Origin of the sequence: Cuneatibacter sp. NSJ-177 (genome assembly GCF_022867805.1) — a bacterium.
Classification (GTDB): Bacteria; Bacillota; Clostridia; order Lachnospirales; family Lachnospiraceae; genus Pseudolachnospira.
The window spans coordinates 557,415-577,314 of record NZ_JALIFO010000001.1 but is presented as its reverse complement, the minus strand read 5'-3'; the positions used below and the strand labels follow the sequence as shown (position 1 = coordinate 577,314).

General features: G+C 50.2%; 20 protein-coding genes. 11 read left to right on the top strand and 9 right to left on the bottom strand.

Annotation, left to right across the window (positions count from 1 at the left end):
• Positions 1 to 38: 38 nt before the first annotated feature.
• Positions 39 to 314: a hypothetical protein gene (locus MUB23_RS02575; protein WP_244798624.1), complete on the bottom strand. Its 276-nt coding sequence runs from the start codon at positions 312 to 314 to the stop codon at positions 39 to 41.
• A 284-nt stretch (positions 315 to 598) separates the two neighbouring features.
• Here MUB23_RS02575 and MUB23_RS02570 point away from each other — a divergent pair, with 284 nt between their 5' ends.
• Positions 599 to 814 (top strand): helix-turn-helix transcriptional regulator, encoded by a 216-nt coding sequence (locus tag MUB23_RS02570; protein WP_244798623.1) that lies wholly within the window; start codon positions 599 to 601, stop codon positions 812 to 814.
• 1,100 nt (positions 815 to 1,914) lie between these two features.
• Here MUB23_RS02570 and MUB23_RS02565 read toward each other — a convergent pair.
• Positions 1,915 to 2,403 carry a helix-turn-helix domain-containing protein gene (locus tag MUB23_RS02565; protein ID WP_244798622.1) on the bottom strand — a complete coding sequence of 163 codons (489 nt, stop codon included), beginning with the start codon at positions 2,401 to 2,403 and terminating at the stop codon, positions 1,915 to 1,917.
• A 672-nt stretch (positions 2,404 to 3,075) separates the two neighbouring features.
• Between MUB23_RS02565 and MUB23_RS02560 the strand changes: the two genes are divergently transcribed.
• Entirely contained in the window at positions 3,076 to 3,762 is a 687-nt protein-coding gene (locus tag MUB23_RS02560; RefSeq protein ID WP_280515602.1) for a site-specific integrase, read from the top strand.
• A gap of 578 nt (positions 3,763 to 4,340) precedes the next feature.
• Positions 4,341 to 4,931, top strand: a complete 591-nt coding sequence (locus tag MUB23_RS02555) for a hypothetical protein (RefSeq protein ID WP_244798620.1) — start codon at positions 4,341 to 4,343, stop codon at positions 4,929 to 4,931.
• 230 nt (positions 4,932 to 5,161) lie between these two features.
• Here MUB23_RS02555 and MUB23_RS02550 read toward each other — a convergent pair whose 3' ends face one another.
• From MUB23_RS02550 to MUB23_RS02525, 6 genes are all read right to left on the bottom strand, one after another.
• A complete protein-coding gene (locus tag MUB23_RS02550; protein ID WP_244798619.1) occupies positions 5,162 to 5,518 on the bottom strand; it encodes a hypothetical protein in 357 nt (118 codons plus the stop codon).
• A gap of 151 nt (positions 5,519 to 5,669) precedes the next feature.
• Positions 5,670 to 6,743 (bottom strand): TRAP transporter substrate-binding protein, encoded by a 1,074-nt coding sequence (locus MUB23_RS02545; protein ID WP_244798618.1) that lies wholly within the window; start codon positions 6,741 to 6,743, stop codon positions 5,670 to 5,672.
• A 13-nt stretch (positions 6,744 to 6,756) separates the two neighbouring features.
• Positions 6,757 to 8,046 (bottom strand): TRAP transporter large permease, encoded by a 1,290-nt coding sequence (locus MUB23_RS02540; RefSeq protein ID WP_244798617.1) that lies wholly within the window; start codon positions 8,044 to 8,046, stop codon positions 6,757 to 6,759.
• A 12-nt stretch (positions 8,047 to 8,058) separates the two neighbouring features.
• On the bottom strand, positions 8,059 to 8,553 hold the full coding sequence (locus MUB23_RS02535) for a TRAP transporter small permease (RefSeq protein ID WP_244798616.1): 495 nt from the start codon (positions 8,551 to 8,553) through the stop codon (positions 8,059 to 8,061).
• Between the two features lie 11 nt (positions 8,554 to 8,564).
• On the bottom strand, positions 8,565 to 9,326 hold the full coding sequence (locus tag MUB23_RS02530; RefSeq protein ID WP_244798615.1) for an SDR family NAD(P)-dependent oxidoreductase: 762 nt from the start codon (positions 9,324 to 9,326) through the stop codon (positions 8,565 to 8,567).
• 12 nt (positions 9,327 to 9,338) lie between these two features.
• Positions 9,339 to 10,151, bottom strand: a complete 813-nt coding sequence (locus MUB23_RS02525) for a sugar phosphate isomerase/epimerase family protein (RefSeq protein WP_244798614.1) — start codon at positions 10,149 to 10,151, stop codon at positions 9,339 to 9,341.
• Between the two features lie 241 nt (positions 10,152 to 10,392).
• Between MUB23_RS02525 and MUB23_RS02520 the strand changes: the two genes are divergently transcribed.
• From MUB23_RS02520 to MUB23_RS02485, 8 genes are all read left to right on the top strand, one after another.
• Positions 10,393 to 11,271 carry a LysR family transcriptional regulator gene (locus tag MUB23_RS02520; protein ID WP_244798613.1) on the top strand — a complete coding sequence of 293 codons (879 nt, stop codon included), beginning with the start codon at positions 10,393 to 10,395 and terminating at the stop codon, positions 11,269 to 11,271.
• A gap of 207 nt (positions 11,272 to 11,478) precedes the next feature.
• On the top strand, positions 11,479 to 12,174 hold the full coding sequence (vanR, locus tag MUB23_RS02515; protein ID WP_244798612.1) for a VanR-ABDEGLN family response regulator transcription factor: 696 nt from the start codon (positions 11,479 to 11,481) through the stop codon (positions 12,172 to 12,174).
• The gene (locus MUB23_RS02510) at positions 12,164 to 13,303 is read left to right on the top strand and encodes a sensor histidine kinase (protein ID WP_244798611.1); all 1,140 of its coding nucleotides are present in this window, start codon (positions 12,164 to 12,166) and stop codon (positions 13,301 to 13,303) included. Before vanR ends, MUB23_RS02510 begins: the two co-directional genes overlap by 11 nt.
• Positions 13,304 to 13,516: 213 nt before the next feature.
• Entirely contained in the window at positions 13,517 to 14,608 is a 1,092-nt protein-coding gene (vanG, locus tag MUB23_RS02505) for a D-alanine--D-serine ligase VanG (RefSeq protein WP_244798610.1), read from the top strand.
• Positions 14,595 to 15,365 (top strand): D-alanyl-D-alanine carboxypeptidase family protein, encoded by a 771-nt coding sequence (locus tag MUB23_RS02500; protein WP_244798609.1) that lies wholly within the window; start codon positions 14,595 to 14,597, stop codon positions 15,363 to 15,365. Before vanG ends, MUB23_RS02500 begins: the two co-directional genes overlap by 14 nt.
• Entirely contained in the window at positions 15,355 to 16,407 is a 1,053-nt protein-coding gene (locus tag MUB23_RS02495; protein ID WP_244798608.1) for an acyltransferase family protein, read from the top strand. Before MUB23_RS02500 ends, MUB23_RS02495 begins: the two co-directional genes overlap by 11 nt.
• Positions 16,379 to 17,602 carry a serine racemase VanT catalytic subunit gene (vanT, locus tag MUB23_RS02490; RefSeq protein WP_244798607.1) on the top strand — a complete coding sequence of 408 codons (1,224 nt, stop codon included), beginning with the start codon at positions 16,379 to 16,381 and terminating at the stop codon, positions 17,600 to 17,602. Before MUB23_RS02495 ends, vanT begins: the two co-directional genes overlap by 29 nt.
• Positions 17,603 to 17,638: 36 nt before the next feature.
• Positions 17,639 to 18,064: a hypothetical protein gene (locus MUB23_RS02485; protein WP_244798606.1), complete on the top strand. Its 426-nt coding sequence runs from the start codon at positions 17,639 to 17,641 to the stop codon at positions 18,062 to 18,064.
• Between the two features lie 95 nt (positions 18,065 to 18,159).
• On the opposite strand, the gene ptsP is transcribed toward MUB23_RS02485, so the two are convergent.
• A complete protein-coding gene (gene ptsP / locus MUB23_RS02480) occupies positions 18,160 to 19,785 on the bottom strand; it encodes a phosphoenolpyruvate--protein phosphotransferase (protein ID WP_244798605.1) in 1,626 nt (541 codons plus the stop codon).
• Positions 19,786 to 19,900 lie beyond the last annotated feature (115 nt).

Sequence of the window (19,900 nt, the reverse complement as noted above, 5' to 3'; positions counted from 1 at the left end):
CCCCTACCAGAGCGGCCACTTTGGTAAGGGCTCTTTTATTACACTACTGTAAACCGCCTGCTGCTGGCCTGCCGGGCATATTGGTTGTAAAGTGTCTCATGCTCAGCCTTGAAAGCCTTACTGTCAAACTTGTTCGAAATGATGGTTTTCCACCTGACCACAAAGGAGCCGGCCTTTACTTCCTCCTGCCCTTTGGCCTCCATGTCCTTCTTGATCTCTTCTTTCAGGGCTTCGGCCTGTTCTTCAAGAGCTGCCATCTGTTCCTCGATTGCTTTCAGCTTCTTCACTCTGTTTTCCAGTGCTCTTTCTCCCATCAGGATACCTCCTTTTTTGCAACCCTCCCAGTATCTTCCTGGCTATGACTGACCTACCCTTGAGCGTTTCACAGGTATATGGCTGGGAGTATCGGGCGCTTTCGGCCTGGGACGCTTTTACGTCTTTTCCCGGTTGCTCTTCCTTTGATGATTCTATTATAAACGATTATGTTTAAATTGTCAATAGCTTTGTTTAAATATTTCTATTTATTTTAAAAAGGTTTAGATTGACTTTTTAAACGTTATCATTTATAATTATATACAAAGAAGGAGGTGATTGCTTCATGGCAGTCTCAGAACAAATTAAAATTTTATGTGTAAAACTGGGGATAAGTGTTTCTGAATTGGCACGCCTAAATGGTGCAAGCCCGCAGGCATTTAGCCAAAAGATGAAAAGGGAAGGCTTCACACCTGGTGAATTAAAAAAAATTGCCGCTGCTGCAAATTGCCACTATGAAGGCGCTTTTATTCTGCCTAACGGTGAAAAAGTAATTGATTAATAGACAGCGCTCCAAAATTGGAAAACAAGTTCCGCTCAAAATTGAGCGAAAGTCCAAAAGCACCATGACAATATAATAGACTTACCAGGGGAGTCGTTGGGGCGATATGCCCGGCCGCCGGATTTTATAGAAGGGGGTTGGGGCTTATGGTTACATATACAGACCTATTCACTTTCGTGATTATGCTGTGTGCCATTATTACTCTTGTGAAACGCAAAAAGTAGCGCCCTCGTCCTGGTAAGATAAGGCGCTACTTTTAAGCCGAAGATTACCGGCGGCTAGGTGTACTCTAGCTAACGGCTCTCTCGTTAAGTCTATTATATCCCATCCTCCTGCCATCGTCAAGAAAAGCAGGAGGATTTTTTGCGCCTTCTATGTAGTATTCTGTTGTTATGGGTCGGATTTGCAAGACGATCCCGCCCTATTAAATTAGAGCATCCGGGAATGGATTTTCCGGCGGGCTGAATTTTCAGCCGTCCGATTCGTCATGAAGGACGAGACGCATTTTTTGCATTACTGTGAAAACACAGCGTTCCGGTTTGGCAAGCGGATGGATCCTTGTTTCAGGGAGTACCTCTAGGTACACCCCTTCTTTGGTTGACAAGGTCTTCCCAACTTATTGGGAAAAAGCAGTAGCAAAACATCCTCCTTTTGAGTTTTCGTCATTTATGTCGAAAACCTCACTTTGTACCTTACGCGCTCCCTCAATCTGAACCCATACTTTCAGGTACAGGTTGGAATAATCCTGCTTTCCCTAACGTCGCGTTCTGCTTACTTCGTCCGAAATACGGACAAAGCACATGGAGTCACGCTTCGTTACTCCATCCCCTGCCCCGATGATTTGCCGGATCAGGCTGAGCGCACTTTTGCTCTCACCCCTTTTCCATGTACGCCATTCGGCAGGAGGACACCGGCCCAATCCATCAATACCTGATCCGGGAATATTTTGTTTACAGATGGGGGCGGTCGGTGTGGGGAGTTTTCCCCCGTCCTGGCTGTACATGCCGGGGGGGATCGCTCCCCGCTTTATAATCGCCCTTGATTTACCCGGTTTCATCCTCAGACGATACTTTATACCTCTTCGGCTTTTAAATGGAAAATTACCCGTTTTTATCCCGTATGCAATCGGCGTTCAAGAGATTTCTTTTCAGTTGTTCCGCTTGTTTCGCTTTCTGTTCCTCTGTATAGCTCCTGCCTGGAATAATCTTCACCCAGCTTACCGGAATATGAGCGCAAATACTCCCGTCCCTGCTCTCTGCCACGATCTGACATTTCCTTGGATGATCATTCGCCAGCTTCCGGACTCTGCTTATCGTTCTTTTCTGAGACAGACTGACCGCAGCCCGTTCCTGATCCCGAATCCATTCGATTACATTTTCTGCGTAACCTTCATAATCCGGCAATGTCAGCTCGCCGGCGTCGCATCCGATAGCATCTGCAATCACCTCAACCACTTCCATGTCTGTATATTGATTCTTCAATATCCATGAAAACGCCTTTGCTGTCATTCCGGCCATATGGGCCACATCGGAGTTCTTTAGATGCTTTTCCTTTGCTATTTCGTTATATCTGCCTGTATTAAATCTCATGTATGTACCATCCTTTCTGTCAAGCTCTCGCGGTTCAAGCATTTTCCAGCGGGCAGGAGGACGCCGGTTCCCTCGTTCAAACCAGGAAATAAAGCGGTGCCCGATGCTATGAGTTTGTTTTAAATTTTGGATTCGTTGGTTTTGTAACCTTTAATTCGTTTGTTTTGTTTGGTATTCGTTTCGTTTTGTAAAAATGAAAAAGCCTTGTGTTTCCTCGTACTTCCCTCGTACTTTCTTAGGCTTGTACTATGTAAAAAGCGGCCATTTCTTACTTCGTAGCGTTACGCAACGTTCACTCTAAACGTTGCAACCGTTCGCTTCTCCGCTATTTTATAGGGGGAGGGGCTCACGCACGACCCGCGAGTAAAATGTAACACCACTCCCCGGTCTCCATAAAGCCTCTAATCCCCTTCGAATAGGGGGGCCTACACCCCCTTACGCGTGACCAGTCAGTAACAGAAATGAGCCCTCCTCGGTCCCAAGCCGGATTCCCGAACAGCTATGACCGGGGGAGGGTAAAAGAACCAACATTCTCCATCATGACTGGTCTATTTGTCCTCCTGCCTCTTGACACTGAATCCATTCCTTTTTTGGATGTCCGATATGTAAGAATGATCCACCTTTTTAGGGGCTCTGAAATCTCTAAATAGGTGTCAGCATTCATCCCATGCCATGATCTGTTCCACCGAGTCCCGAACAACCTTTATACTCTTTTCCAAAGATTCCAACCGGCTATATAAGGTTTACTTCCACCTGGCAATCTACGGAGGGTTCCGGCGAGGAGAAATGGCTGCTCTGACCTGGGAAGACATTAACTTTTCAGCAAAAACCGTCCACATAAATAAAACCGCCACCGTGACCAAGCAAGGGGTTATCATAAAGGAGCCTAAAACTGCTACATCCAATCGAACGGTTTCTATCCCAGATTCCGTTGTTAAATTGCTACGGCAGCATCGAAAAGAGCAAATCCAATACCGCCTATCCCTGGGCGACAAGTGGGAAGGAGACGGAAATTATCTATTTACACAATGGAATGGTAAAATGATGTGTCCGGACAGCCCTTACCAGAAATTCAAGAGTGTTATTACCATGCACAACGAAAAAATTATGAATGATGATAAATTGTCTCCAAAGCAGAAAACGACTCTCCTGCTCCCGGATATTCCGTTGCACGGGCTTCGCCACACCTCGGCCACCCTTCTTCTCAGCGAGAAAATGGACCCGGTCACGGTCGCAAGCCGTCTTGGACACGCAAAAGCCTCCACAACTCTGGACATTTATGCTCACGCGTTGGAAAAGAACGATAAGGCGGCAAGCGATACTTTGGATCACCTTCTGACCAGGAAACAAGCTCAATAATTTGGTGTTTATTTGGTGTTTAAAGGTAGAAATAAACACCAAGAAAAGGGCCGATTTAGGAAAAGGCAATACCGAAGGAACCACGTAAAAACGTGGGTTCCTAGCATATCAGAGCAAAGTAGAAAAAGCGTCAGGTGCTATTCGTAATGCGTAGGTCGCCGGTTCGAATCCGGCAGGAAGCTGATCGCCAGAAAACACGGAAATTCGTGGGTTCTGGCTTTTTTATTTTTCTCGCTTTGAGGGCCAATCTTAGTGCGTTTTGGAGCATTTGACTAACATTTGACTAACATAGTTGTCTGACAATTCGTTGTTAATTCAATAGTTACGTTTTCCGTCTACTCAAGAAAAAGAACGGAATGCAATCTTATTGGTTCTTAGCCGCATCTTGAGAATCGGGCGGCCGGCCTCGTCCGTGGTATTTTGTTGTCAACGTGCCGAATCTTCCGTTTTGAAAACGACCGCTAAAAATGACGGCCATTTAAAAGGTATACATGCAGCCGCATACCAAAATCAAAAGAAACAATCCCAATCTTTATCATACACTAATTACATAAACATCGGATACTAGAGGGTAACATATGAACAATAACAGCAGGGGCTTTATCTCTCGGCTGGGTGGGGTCATGCGCGTTGACAACGCCCTGGTGGAAGATGTCTTCGTTCAGAACAGGACCAACGGTTTCATTCTGATCTCCTATTCTGTTTCCGGATCCAATCAAATGACCTTTATCGAGGAGTTAAGGTTGAATATCAACAGAGATACGGTTGTACTGAATGCGGCCGGCATTCCCATGTGTTTCTGCGATATTCGAAAGGGAATGTGGGTCGACGCCGTCTTTTCTTCCGCAATGACCCGGAGTATTCCGCCTCAATCCAACGCACTTTTGATCCGTGCGCGGAGAGAAGTTCATCCCCCGATGAACGTCACCACCGGAAGGATCGCATTCGTTGACACGAGACAAAACACCCTTACAATCGGCAATCCCAACGACATCAACAGTCAGACCCGATTTATCTTAACCGATTCGACTGTAATCAGCGGCCGGAACGGGAATCCTGTGAGCCTTCGCTCTCTTCGTCCCGGACAGAGAGTTCGGGTGACCCACGCCAATTTCCAGACAGCCAGTATTCCCCCGCAGACAACCGCGTTTCATATCCAGGTTTTATAGCAAACGCCGGCGGACCCGCCGCGCCCTTCCTCCTGCCTGCGAGAATAAAAACGTACCGCTTGCCGCCAGACAAAACAATACTTTCCGTGACAAAAATATGCTGTGAAGGTTCCGGCTGCCAGACCTTCACAGCATATTTCTATTTCGTATCCCGTTTTTCTTTCCCCTGAGGCCCCCTCTCCGCTTTTTCCCTCCAGCCGTAACTTCATTGCGGTCCGTGTGTGTTTCGCTCAACGCTGGATGAAAAAATAATAGTCAACAGTTTCCTGCATGATTGACATACAGGGATTCCCCAGTTTACTTCTCACATCCATAATAATTTTTTTCAAGCAGGCGAAAAACTGATCCTTATCATCCGATTCCACAGGGTTTCGAACCGTAGAAATCACATGTGCCGTATTTTCCAAATTACAGCCTCTCGTCTTACCGCATACCATTGTCTTTACTTCAATCAGCGCCGTCACATAGATTTTGCTATTTTTATACTGCTGATTCGCCGCTTCCTCCCATAAATGTAACAGGTAATCGTCTGTGTAGTAATCTGTGTCTACCCCGAAAAATGTAATGGCATATCTCTCTGTCTTCATAAAATTCGTCATAGTCCTTTTTGATATCATATGCGGTGCTGATCGTAAGGTTTCCGGCTTATCCGCGGCTGCCTCGCCGCAATTTCCCCCTTCACGTTCCGATCCTTACAAGCCATGGAGCAAAATTTTCTGGGTCTACACGGAAGACTTCCTACTCTTCCGCTTCCTTTACCGCTTGCAAAAGCATGTCCACGATCTCATCCCCATAGTCCGCGCGGACCGTATCGTATACAGACTGGCACATATTTTTCATCTCATCCAGCACAGACCGGTCCAGGTCAATAAACTGTATGCCGGTTTCCGCCATCAGCTCTTTTCTTCCCTCCTGCCGCTCATCACAAACGGCCCTGGCATACTGAACGGCTTCGACTCCCAGTTCATCCATCAAATTCTGATCGTCTGCGCTCAGGGAATCATATATCGCTTTGTTCATCAGGAAGACCATGGAAGAAGGAAGATGATTGGTCATCACCATGTATTTTTGCTGTTCATAGACTTTGTTGGCATAGACAACCTCCACCCCATTTTCCTGGGCGTCTATGGTCCCTTGCTGCAAGCCAATGTAGACCTCCGACATGGCCATGGGAGTTGGGTTTGCGCCCAAGGCTTTCCAGATGGATACATGAAATGCGTTGTCCATCACACGGATTTTCAGCCCCTTTAGATCATCCACTGTCTGAATTTCCACATTGCTGGTCGTCTGGCGCATTCCCTGATCGTAAAATCCCAGAAGGTGCAGACCGTTTTCCTCATAGCATCCAGCGAAATAGGAATACACATTCTCATCATCCATCGTCTTCCGGAACACTTCCACATCAGAATACAGGAACGGAAGATCAATGGCCGTCACCTTGTCGATAAAATTCGACGTTGTGCTGACCGCGCTGTTATAAAAGGTAATATCACCGTTCTGACAGGACTCGCAGCATTCAATATCGCTTCCCATGGAACCGCTGAAATGCAGCTGCAGCGTCATTCGTCCCCCCGTCCGTTCCTCCAATTGTTCTGCAAAATGCTTGATCATCAGTCCCTGTACCGTATCTTCCGCACAATCGGCTGCATAGATAAAATGGTAGGATTCCTGAGCGGCCCCTCCTTCGGACCCTCCGCCCGTCTGCCCGCTGCCACTGCTTACGTCGGCCGTTCCGGGGGATACCGTTTCTCCGCAGGAAGCCAAGGTAACAAGCAAAATAAGCACTAATAAAAACGTTCTTCTCTTTTTCATATATTTCTCCTTTTCAAAGCAAACACAGGCTTAATTGAGGGAAAATCACAATCAGGATCAAGGCAATCAGGAATAAGACGAGAAAGGGGATCGCATGCTTTGCGATTTCCACCACGGACATCCCGGTCAAACCGCTGGCCACAAAGAGATTGATTCCCACCGGCGGAGTGACAAAGCCCACCGCTAGGTTCACCACCAAAATGATGCCGAAATGGACCAGGTCCACTCCGATTGCCTCCATAATCGGGACAAAGATCGGCGTCAAAATTAAAATTGCGGGAGCCGCATCCATCACCATCCCAACCAGGAGCAAGAACAGATTAATAATCAGGACGATCACCCATTTGCTGTGGAAGGTCTGTGTAATCCAGCCGCTGAAAATCTGAGGAACATTCATCAGCGCGATCACGCGCCCAAATGCAGTGGCCGCCGCTAAAACAAACAGAATCGGCCCGATGGAGCGAAGCGCTTCCATAAAAAGTTTCGGGATATCCCGAACCGGGATCGTCCGATAGAGAAATACGCCTACAAACAGTGCATAAAACACGGAGATGGTGGCTGCCTCTGTCGGAGAGGCGATCCCTCCATAAATACTCCCAAGAATGATCACCGGTGTCAAAAGGGCCCAAAAGCTTTCCCGAAACACCTTCCAAAACCCTTTTTTTCTCAGCCCTTCCACCGCCGCATAGATCCGATCTTTGTCCTCCCCATTTTTCCGGCAATAATATACGCAGTAAACCATCAGGCATCCGGCAATCACAAAGCCCGGCACAATTCCCGCCAGAAACAAATCGCTGACCGAGGTGCCCGCTGCGGAACAGTACAGGACAAAGGGGATGCTGGGCGGGATAATGCAGCCCAGCCCTCCGGCGACGGCAATGACAGAGACGGTGAATCCTTTTTCATAACCCAGATTCAGCATAACCGGTATCGTCATACTTCCGACCGCCGCCACCGTAGCCGGGGAAGAACCGGAGATCGCGCCGTAAAAAAGACAGGTGACAATTACGATACAGGGAACGCCCGCCGTCAATTTTCCGGCAAAATAGGTAAAGACATCAAACAGTTTTTTTGAGATTTCTCCTCTTGCCATGATGACGCCGGAGAGCATGAACATGGGAATGGCCAGCATCGGAAAACTGTTCACGCCACTGATCATAGACCGAAGAATCACAGCGCTTCCCGCTGAAAATCCAGAATCTAAAACCCCCGGCAGAGCGGCGGTTATGGCCATGGACATGGATATGGGAAGCGCCAGCAGCAACAGCGCAAAAAATACGAGAAACAATACAATGGGCGGCATATTCGTTACCTCCTATCTTTTTAGATCCTGGGATTTTTTGATCGCTGTTATTGTTCGGATCAATTCTTCCGCCGATCGCACCAGTCCGAAAACAAACCCGACCACCGTCGCCCCCTGTACCCAGGCCATACTGATATGGGTGGCCGAACTTTTCTGTCCGCTGTCAATCGCCGACCAGGTGTAATCCCAGGCCTTTGGTATCATGTAGGCAAAAAACGCCATAGAAATCAGCAGGACCAGAACCTTTATCACCGCCTGTAACTTTACAGGCAGAATTCCTACCAACTGTTCGATGCGAAGAGAAATTTGTTTTTCCGTACAGTAGCCGATACTTAAAAACGTGGTCCAGACAAAGAGGAACCGCGTAATTTCCTCGGTCCAGGACAGTGAATTGTTGAATACATACCGGCAAACCACCTGGATTCCCATGATCAGCACCATTGCCATCAATAAAACCATCATCAACTTTTCTTCCAAATTCCGATCCAGCCATTTTAAAATTTTCATCTGCGTTCCTCCTAATATTGAAGGCCCCCGTTGATGTCCAGCACTTCCCCCGTTGTCCAGGCGGATTCATCACTGGCCAAAAAAGCAATGGCATTGGCAATCTCGCAGACTTCTCCGATCCGCCCCAGGGGAATCCCGGCATTGAGACGGGCCCTGGTCTCAGGGGACTGAGACTCTGCCATTTTCCCCCGAAGCGGCCCCGGCGCAATGCTGTTCACTGTAATGTTCCAAGCGCCCAATTCCTCCGCCAAAGCCATCGTCAGCCCTACGACCCCTGCCTTCGAGGCCGCGTAATTGACGGCCACGCCGGGGCGGCCCTTTCTTCCGCCTAAGGACGAAATCAAAACGATTCTCCCGTATCGCTGTGTCTTCATCACAGGCACCATGGCTTTTACACAGTGAAAAGTTCCCGTCAAATTGATATCTAAGACATTCTGCCAATCTTCTTCCGCCATCTCTTCCACCGGGCTGTGTTTCAAAATCCCCGCCGTGGTCACCAGCACATCCACCCGGTCAAACTCTTCCTTTGCCAGTTCAGCCACCCGGCGGCAGTCCTCGATCCTCCGGACATCGCAGAGCACGGTCCGCATCCGGGAAAGCTCCGCCCCTTTATGTCTCAGCGCTGCGGCGCAGAAATCTAAAACTTCCCTGGAATAGTCGGCCAGCACCAGATTGGCCCCCTCCTCCAGGAAACGTTCCGCCGCCGCAAGCCCCATATCCCCGCCGCCGGTCAAAACCACTGTTTTTCCTTCAAAACGATTCATTCTTTTCATCTTCTCACCTCCTCAGGTCCCGGCAAAGTAGCTTTTTGCCGTCTCCAGACATCGCCTGGCATATTCGTAGGCGCCCAGTTCATCCAGCCTCTGTTTGTTCGGAATTTCCAGCGCGATCACTGCATCCTCTCTGATATGGCTTACCACGCTCCGGATCGGGGCAGCCCCTTCCCCGGCATACAGGCGTTCCTGGCGTCCGGTTCTTGCCAGCTCTTCTTTCGTGTCCGGCAGCTCCGGCCCAATATCGCACACATGGATGAAATCAAACCACTGCATTGGACATTCCTGCAAATCCGCAAGAGTCACCTGCGACCGGTGCCAATGAAGCGTATCCACCAGGATTCTGGCATTGTCCCGGTTTACCGCCGTCAAAAGCGCTCTTGCCTCCTTTAATCCGGCCACTTCCGCCCAAGTCACAAACTCCAGATTTACCGTGAGATGATAGGCGGCCGCCAAATCGCAGAGTCTTCCAAATTTTTCCGTATAAACACCGGTATCCGGCGTCCAGACGCTGCACACGACTCCTTTTATATTCAGCCGCGCGGCCGCCTCCAGATCCGCCTCGTAGGCTGAGATCTCCGTATTGTCCCGGATAGCAATCAGATCAATATCATGAATTGGAATCCCGGTCTCCTCCATCGCCTGTTTCGTCAGGGAAAACAAGTGTGGATCATGGCCCAGATCATAAAACATTTCACCGGCCACGCCCTGTGCAATTGCACGAATACTCACCATATCATATCCAAGCTGATAAGCATTATAAATCATTTCCGGCGGTCTCCATTGCGGCACCGTATGTTGTGCCAAAGAGTAGTATCTTTTCATCTTTTCTCCTTTCATTTCCGTTCCTTTTATGCGTATATTCTAACAGCATTCACTCCCAGAAACCACTGTGCTTTTCTCATCCTACTATGAGAAATCCTCATTCTTCGAACCGTATCTACCATACCGCTGCCGGAGTCACACAAGAGGTTGTTAGACTTTCCGGCTTTCCTGTGATATAATGTGCGCGAAGCAAATTTTTGGTTATCTTACATCTGATAAAATTGCCGGAAGGAGTCATCGATTGAACCTGCAGCAGCTCTACTATTTTGAGGCGATTGCCCGTCTGAAAAACTATACGAAAGCAGCCGAAGAACTTTCCACAACCCAATCCTGCTTAAGTCATTCAATCGCGGATCTGGAGAAAGAGCTCTCTCTTTCACTCTTTTCCCGCAAGGGAAGAAACATTGAGATCACGGAATTCGGCCTCTCTTTTTTAAAGCATACGAAAAAAATCCTGGGAGAGCTGGAACAGATGAAGCAGGAACAGCAGCAGTTTTTAGCTCCTTACGCGGACCTGTTAAGGATCTCTTTTACCGCAAATATGAGCCATGACTACATTCCAAACATCATCCGCTCCTTCCAAAAAGAAAAAGGCGGCACGGCAATCCGTTTCTTGTTTTCCGAGATGCTGGCTACGAAAAAAGCCATTGAAGATTTAAAGAAAGATGCGCTGGACATTGCCTTTGGAGCCAAAATCGAAAGTCCCGACATCAACTATTTTCATATCTTCGACGAGGAACTCTTTTTGATCGTCTCCAAGGAAAGCACATATGCCGGACAAACCTGTTTCCGCCTGGAGGACATAAAAAAAGAGACCCTTGTCACTTATAATTATAATTGCGGCACCCGCCATTTCATCGACAAGCTGCTGCGCAGCCATCAGGTAGCGCCCGCCGGATTCTTGGAAGTGGAAACGGAAAAGATGATTGCCAGCGCCGTATCCTCCGGGCTCGGAATCGCTTTGATCCCCAAAATTTCAGAGCTGCAGCAGTTTCACGTAGCTCTGCTCCCTCTGGAACGTCTCGTGGTCAAACGGCCCCTTTATATGATGTGGAAAGCCGAGGACTACCCCCGGCCTGCCGTAAAAAACTTCCTCTCATTTGTAAAGCGCTCTACCTGAAAGGGAATGTCCTTTTGTTTCATCGCATATCCGCCATTTTCTTAGCATAGCAAACAGGAAAAGGGAATTATTAGGAAAATCTTAATGATTTTTGAGTAAAAAGGTTAAAATAATGAAACCGATTTTTGATACGATAGAATCGTCCGGAGCCGCCGCAGGCTCCGCGCGCCGATGTCCTGAATTCAGAAAACCAAGGAGGCTCACCCAATGAGCGAAAAAATACTGATCGTTGACGATGAACCGGAAATCGCTGATCTGGTTGCCCTGTACTTGAAAAATGAAAACTTTACGGTTTATGTGTTTTATACTGCCCGTGAGGCTCTAGAATGTATTGAGAACGAGAAGCTGGATATGGCGATTCTTGATATCATGCTCCCGGAGGTCAACGGGTTTCAGCTTTGCCGGAAGATCCGGGAGAAATACACTTACCCGGTCATTATGCTGACCGCCAAAGGGGAGGAGATCGACAAGATCACCGGTCTGACCCTGGGCGCGGACGATTACATCACGAAACCCTTCCGGCCGTTGGAGCTGGTGGCGCGGGTAAAAGCCCAGCTCCGCCGGTACAAACGATACAACATCAGCGCCGAACCGGAAGAAGATGTCCTGACCGTATCCGGCTTGACCTTGAATATAAAAACCCATGAGTGCACCTTGGATGAAAAGCCGCTGGCCCTGACCCCCACCGAATTCTCTATCCTTCGGATACTCTGCCAGCAAAAAGGGAGCGTCGTCAGCGCGGAAGAGCTCTTTCATCAAATATGGGGAGACGAATATTTCAACAAAAACAACAACACGATTACCGTCCATATCCGGCATCTAAGAGAAAAGATGGAGGATTCTTTTGAGGATCCCAAGTACATCAAGACGGTCTGGGGGTGTGGGTATAAAATTGAAAACTAGTGTAAAGTCGGCCGTCCGCCTGACCTTTCTCTGTCTGTGCGGAATTGTCTTTTGCTATTTCATCTATATTTTTGTGGACAATGCCTGGAACGGTGTGTTTGTCGATTGGTTTACCCACACCTTTGTCGCCACCTATGATCAGACCGATCCCAACACGGGTAAATTAATGCTGGTCCAGGAAATACGCTGGTCCTATTTAAAGACTTTCCTGAAAGATATCTTTTTCGCCGGTACGATTTTTCTGATTCTCCTGGTGTATCTGATTAGCCGGCTTCACGCCCGCAAACAGGTCCGCCACACCATCTCACGAACCAGTTCCATGATCCATTCCTATATGGACCATGACATTGATTCCGCAGAAATCTTTCCCGCCGGCTATGCCGAGGTTGCCAATCAGATGGTACAGCTAAAAACAGAAATGCAGCGCCACGAGCAGGTGATGCGGGAAGAAAACAGCAGGAAAAATGATCTGATCACCTATCTTGCCCACGATTTGAAGACGCCGCTGACTTCCATCATCGGCTATCTGAGCCTTCTGGACGAGGCCCCGGATATGCCTCCGGAACAAAAGGCAAAGTACGTTCACATTACCTTGGACAAGGCCATCCGTCTGGAAAAGCTGATCAACGAATTTTTTGAGATCACCCGGTACAACCTACAGCAAATTCTTCTGGAAAAAGAAACCATCGACCTTTCCTACATGCTGATTCAGATGACCGACGAGTTCTATCCGATCCTAAACGCCCACGGCAACACGGCGGAACTTCATGTGGAAGAAAACCTGATGCTTTACGGCGATTCGGAAAAGTTAGCACGGGTGTTCAACAATATTTTGAAAAATGCGGTCGCCTACAGCTATCCGGGAACGCCGGTCGAGGTCTGGGCCAAGAGCATCGGCGAGCAGGCCGTAATCTCCTTCTGCAACAAAGGAAAAACCATTCCGCAGCAAAAACTGGACTCACTTTTTGAAAAGTTTTTCCGTCTGGACGACGCCCGAACCACAAATACCGGAGGTGCTGGCCTGGGACTTTCCATCGCCAAAGAAATCATCACGTTACACGGCGGTACGATCACAGCAGAGAGTGAAAATGAACTGACCGCCTTCCGGGTTTCGCTGCCGCTGCGCTGATCTGTGAAGTGTTTTCCGCCAGCCGCAGCGAAAAGAAAACAACAATCTTCCCTTAACCTTTTCTTAGGAAAATCAACACGGAGTATTAAAACAGTTCACACCCATGTCTCCTACAATAAAGAGGAAACAAGGGTGTGTTTTTGTTTCCTCAAAGACACCTGGGAAATAAAAAACGCTCTGCTATGAAATGAAAATCCCAAGGAGGAAAATCCCATGAATCTACAGACGAACGCTCCCCAGGCCCAAAAGGCACGCAGAAAAATCGCCGTTCTATTCGGCGGGCGTTCTTCCGAATATGATGTCTCTCTTCAATCCGCCCACGCAGTACTCAATCAAATTGACCCTGCCAAATATGAACCGGTCCCGGTGGGAATCACCAGGGAGGGCCGTTGGTTCCTCTTCACCGGTGAGCTGGACCGGCTGCTCTCCGATACCTGGCAGACGGAATCCTGCTGCCGACCCTGCTGTCTCTCGCCGGACCGCACGCTCCACGGCCTGATTGTATGGGAAGATGAAAAAATCCGCACGCTCTCCCTGGACGCGGCCTTTCCGGTTCTTCACGGAAAAAACGGGGAGGACGGCACGGTGCAGGGCGTTTTGGAGCTGGCCGGGATACCGATCATCGGCTGTGGCACTCTGGGCTCCGCACTCTGCATGGATAAGGATATGGCTCATCGGGCTGCTGCTGCCGCCGGAGTCCGCGTTCCCGCCTCTTTCCTCGTAAAAATGCCCCAAAAAAAAGAAGAATTACAAAGGGAAGCAGAAAAGCTTGGCTATCCGCTTTTCGTAAAGCCGGTCCGCTCCGGATCTTCCTTCGGCATCACCAAAGTATCTTCCCCGGACGGTCTGGAAACTGCTGTTCAAAACGCGCTGCTCCAAGACTCCCAGGCGCTTCTGGAAGAAGCGATTGCAGGCTTTGAAGTGGGCTGCGCCGTCATGGGCGACGCCGAACTGACCGTGGGAGAGATCGACGAAATCGAACTTTCCGAAGGCTTCTTCGACTACACTGAGAAATACACCCTACAAACTTCGCGGATTCATGTTCCCGCCCGGATCGCTCCTGTGAAAGCGGAAGAAATCAAAGAGACGGCAAAAAAATTATACCAGGCTCTCGGCTGCCGTATTTTTGCGAGAGTGGACCTGTTTTTAACGCCGGATGGGTCGCTGGTATTCAACGAAATCAATACGATTCCGGGCTTCACCGCCCACAGCCGTTTTCCGAAAATGATGGAGGCAGCCGGTCTGCCGTTCCATGAACTCGTTGAAAAACTACTGGAAATGGGGGGAGAACATGAGAACTGTTGAAATCGGGCCGGAGGCCCTTGGCCGCGGCAGCTTAATCTTAGTCACTCCGGAGCATCCGCTCACCTCAGAACCGAAACCGGAGGAACTGGTTTTGGCGGCAGCCGGGAATTCAGAGATTCAAATGAACCAGACCGCAGCCGCTCTTTTTGGCCACCTGCTCCGCCGGGTTCAGAGCGGAAACCGGATTCTGGCGGCAAGCGGTTACCGGACCTTCGAAGAGCAGAAAAGAATTTGGGAAGAAACCTTGGAAAAAGACGGATTGGAGTTCACAAAAAAATATGTGGCGAAGCCTGGTCACAGTGAACATCAGACCGGGCTTGCCGTGGACCTGGCGGAAAATCAGGGGGAAATCGACCCGGTCTGCCCCGCCTTTCCCCGCTCCGGCATCTGCCAGAAATTCCGGCGGCTTGCCCCGCTTTTCGGCTATATCGAGCGTTATCTCCCAGGGAAAGAGACAGTCACCGGGATCGGCGCCGAACCCTGGCACTTCCGCTACGTAGGATTCCCTCACTCCGTTCTGATCACTGAAAAAAACATGGTTTTGGAAGAATATATGGAATACCTGCGGGAAAAAACCAGGAACGGACATCCGCTGGTCTTCCCCAACGGACGCCAGCAGATTGAGATTTTCTATATCGAGCCGGAACAGGACGGCTACGCCCATGCAAAGTTGCCAGAAAACGCGCCGTACCTGGTCTCAGGCACTAACACCGGAGGGTTGGTTGTCAGCTTGTGGAGAAACAGCCATGACCAGTAGACAAAATTTTGCCGGTATCGATGGATTCCGCATGGCAGCGGCTTTTCTGGTCGTCGCCATCCACACGGCGCCCTTTGCACGGTGGAACATCACGGCGGATTTTCTTTTTTCCTATTGCCTTGCCAGGATCGCCGTACCTTTTTTTCTGATGACCACCGGTTATTTCATCCTGGCCCCCTATGCGAAAGAAGTTTTACGTGCTCCAGGCAAAGGGAATTTCAACCGGCTGCACCGATATCTGCGCCGGATCCTGCTTTTATACGGCGCGGCCATCCTGCTTTATCTTCCTGTGCGTCTATACGCCGGCAGTCTTCCCGCCGGCCCCTGGGCAATCCTAAAAGATCTGATCTTTGACGGAACGTTCTATCATCTTTGGTATTTACCCGCACTGATCACCGGCTGTCTTCTGGTCTGTTTTCTGGTAAAAAAACTGGGAATGCACAGAACCGGAATCTGCGTCTTTCTCCTCTACCTGACCGGACTTTTGGGAGACAGCTATTACGGGCTTTCCGAGATGGTTCCGCCGCTTCAAATGTTTTTCCGGGGCGTCTTCTTTATCAGCACATACACCAGAAACGGGGTTTTTTATGTGCCTATTTTTCTCTATTTAGGTATGAAACAGGCCGGACGCGCTCCCCGTGCCAAGGTAGGGCAAACCGTTCCCGCCCTCCTCACCTTCTTGATCTTGATGCTGGCCGAAGGTTTCTTAACCTACCGGTTTGATCTGCAACACCATAACAGCATGTATCTGTTCCTGATTCCCTGCTCCGTCTACCTTTTTGAACTTTTGCGGTCCGTTCCCGGCCATGCCCCGAAAAGTTTCCGCAACGCGTCCCTTTGGATTTATCTGATCCATCCGCTGGTCATCGTTGTCGTAAGGGGGATTGCAAAGGCAACCGGCACCACCGCTTTTTTCGTCACCAACAACTTCATCCACTTTTTGACTGTCAGCGCTGTCTCCGCTCTGACCGCCCTGCCGGTCCTCTGGATTCTCAATAGAAAGGACCTGATCCATGTATTCCAAAAACCGCGCCTGGATTGAGCTGAATTTAGACCATCTGAATGAAAACCTCGCGCAGCTGCAGGCCATCCTGCCCGGCGGCTGCAAATTGATGCCCGCAGTCAAGGCCAACGCCTACGGCCACGGCGCTGTTCCGATCTCCCTGGCCCTCCAGCGGCAAAAGATTTCCCACTTCTGCGTTGCCTCCGCCGAAGAAGGAATTCAGCTCCGGGAGGCCGGGATCCTGGGAGAAATCTTGATCCTCGGCTACACCTACCCGGAACAATTTTCCGATCTCTTCCGCTACCGTCTGACCCAGACCGTGGTGGATGCTGCCTATGCCAGGGAGCTGAGCCGTTTTGGGAAAGAGCTTTTGGTCCATGTTGGAATCGACACCGGAATGCACCGGCTGGGGGAACGTTCCGAGAACCTCGGCGCCATCCTTTCCCTCTGGGATCTGCCGAACCTTAAGATAACGGGCCTGTTTTCCCATCTGTGCGTATCCGATAGCGCCAAAAAGAAAGATATCCGCTTCACCCGGCTGCAAATTCAACGATTTCAAGAAGTGGCCGGGCAGATCCGCCGCCGTACAAAGAACGCCTTAGCCTGTCATCTGGCAGGCAGCTACGGCATTTTAAATTATCCGGACCTCTCCTTTGACCTGGCCCGGCCCGGCATCGCCCTCTATGGGGCGCTGAGCTGTCAGAAAGATCGTACGTTGGCCCCCTTTCATCCCAAACCGGTTCTCTCCCTCAAATCCCGGATCGAAAGCCTGAAACCGCTCCATCCAGGCGAGTCCGCCGGATATGGCCTTGCCTACACAGCGGAGGAAGAAATCACATTGGCCGCCGTTTCCATCGGATACGCAGATGGGATCCCCCGGAACCTTTCAGGAAAGGGCCTTGCCCTGATCCGCGGAAAAAAAGTTCCGGTGGCCGGGCGGATTTGTATGGATCAGCTTCTGTTGGATGTTTCCGAGGTCCCTGAGGCGGCTCCGGGGGATGAAGTGGTCCTGATCGGAAACTCCGGAGCAGAGACCCTCACCGCTGAACAGATGGCTCTGGAGGCCGGCACCATCTCCAATGAAATTCTGAGCCGCCTCGGTGAGCGGCTGCCCAGGATCATCACCGCAGGATCACCGCCTGCCCTCTGCCGAAACCAGACCAGTTTTCATATCCTTGCCGGTTCCTACCCGGTTCCCTCCCGTGAGCGTTGTCATAATTGTCCCAGAGCTTGAATAGAATATACAAAAAATCCCAGGGGAGGAAAGTTCATGGGTAAAAAAACAAAGATCATGGTATTTCGTCTGAAGGAAATCATTTATACGGTTATCTTCGTAGCACTCGGTATTCTCTTAATATTCCTTTTGGTACATATGTTTTCACCGAGCAAGGACGATTCACCGGCAAACAGCGGCACTTACACGCCCGGCGTTTACACCAGCGCTTTAACGGTCGGCAGCCAGACAGTCGACGTTGAGGTAACCGTAGACGCGGATCATATCAACGCGATCCGTCTCGTTAATCTCAACGAGAGCGTGACCACAATGTATCCGCTGATGCAGCCCGCCATCGAAGATCTGGCGGACCAGATCCTGGCAAACCAGAGTACGGATCACGTCGTATTTCCGGACAGCCAAAAATATACCTCTTCCGCTCTGTTACAAGCCATCAACAGCGCGCTGGATAAGGCGAAATGAAAACGCTCTACCGAAAAAAGACCGCCATTTCCGGCAATTTTCTTTGCCGGACGGCGGTCCTTTACCTTTGATTGTTGAAACATTTTCCTTGTTTTTCAGATTGGATCCAGCGAAATCTCTCCGACCCGTTTCCGCAGTTTCCAAACGGAATGAGGCGCCACGGAGAGCTCTTCTATTCCCATCCGGAGAAAGTCTTCCGTCAGTCCGGTATCGGCGGCGAGATCACCACAGATCCCAACCCAAATCCCTTGGTTTGCTGCACTCCTTGCCGTCATCTGAATCATGCGTAAAACCGCGGGCAGTCCGGCCGGAACCAGATCCTGAACCAGAGAATTCTGACGGTCGGCGGCCAAGGTATACTGGGTCAGGTCGTTGGTTCCGATGCTGAAAAAATCCACCATCTCCGCCAGCCGGTCGCCAAGAAGGACAGCCGACGGCGTCTCGATCATAATTCCCTGCTCCACTTCCCCCGTCAGCACATGTTCCGTATCCAGCTCCTTTTTCACCTGTGTGGTGAACGCCAGCACCTGTCCCAGCTCCTCCGGAGAAGTGATCATCGGGTACAGGATTGAAATCTTCCCATAGGCGGCGGCACGCAAAATGGCGCGCAGCTGAGTCCGGAAAATCTCCGGATGACACAGGGAAAAACGGATCCCCCGGCACCCCAGCGCAGGATTTTCCTCCGGTTCCATGGAAAAATAGTCTGGCTGCTTGTCCGCCCCGATGTCTACAGTCCGAATGATCACGCGCTTTCCAGCCATCCGTTCCGCCGCGCTCTTGTATACGGCAAACTGAGCTTCCTCGGACGGCCAATCAGACGCTTCTAAATAAAGAAATTCACTCCGGAACAGGCCGATGCCGTCCGCGTCCAAAACCACAGTCAGATCCAAATCGTCCAGTCCGCTGATATTGGCGCAGATCCGGACCTGCCGTCCGTCTTTGGTCTCGCTTTTCTTACCGAACCAAGCCGCCAATTCCTCTTCCTTCCGGCTGAGCTCGGCCTTACGAAGCGCCAGTTCCTCCAACACTTCCGGATCCGGGTCCAGATAGAGAAGGCCGCGTTCTCCATCCACGGCGGCGGAAAGGCCCTCCCAATTTTCATCCAGCTCCATCTCGACTCCCACCAGGGCAGGAAGATTTCGGCTCCTAGCCAAAATTGCCGTGTGGGAATGAACCGATCCTCCGGATGTGACCACCCCCAGAAGACTTCGTTTCTCCATCTGGATGGTCTCGCTGGGAGTCAAATCCTGAGCCAGCAGGATACAGGGGCCTTCCGGAAGGCATTGGCAGTCTTCCCCTTTTAAAATCCTCACCACACGGCCGGCCACATCCCGAATATCCGCCGCGCGGGCTTTCCAGTAAGAATCCTCCAGAGACTCCAGTTGTTCCGCCAGCTGTTCTCCGGCAAAATATGCTGCATATTCAGCGTTGACGCTTTCTTTTTGCAGAACTTCCTTGACCGCATCGGAAAAGCCAGGATCCTCCGCCATCATTCGATGGGCCTCGAAAACCAATGCGTCCGCCTCGCCCACTTCCCGCGCCGCCTTTTCTTCCAAAATAACAAGTTCCCGGACCGCAGTCCGGCAGGCTTCCTGAAACCTGCGCCACTCCTGCTCCGGATCCCTGCCTTTCGTGGCTTCAACCGGAAGGGACTTCTTCCAAAGATGTATTTTTCCCATGGCAATGCCGCCGCACACACTGTTTCCCCGGCAGATAATCATTGTATTTTCTCCTCTATGCCTTCTTTTTTCCGGTTCAAGACCGGACGGGCCGGCACGCCGGGCCGTATTTCCTTCTCATTATAAAATCTCCGCTGGAAAATGTAAAGTTCCGGAA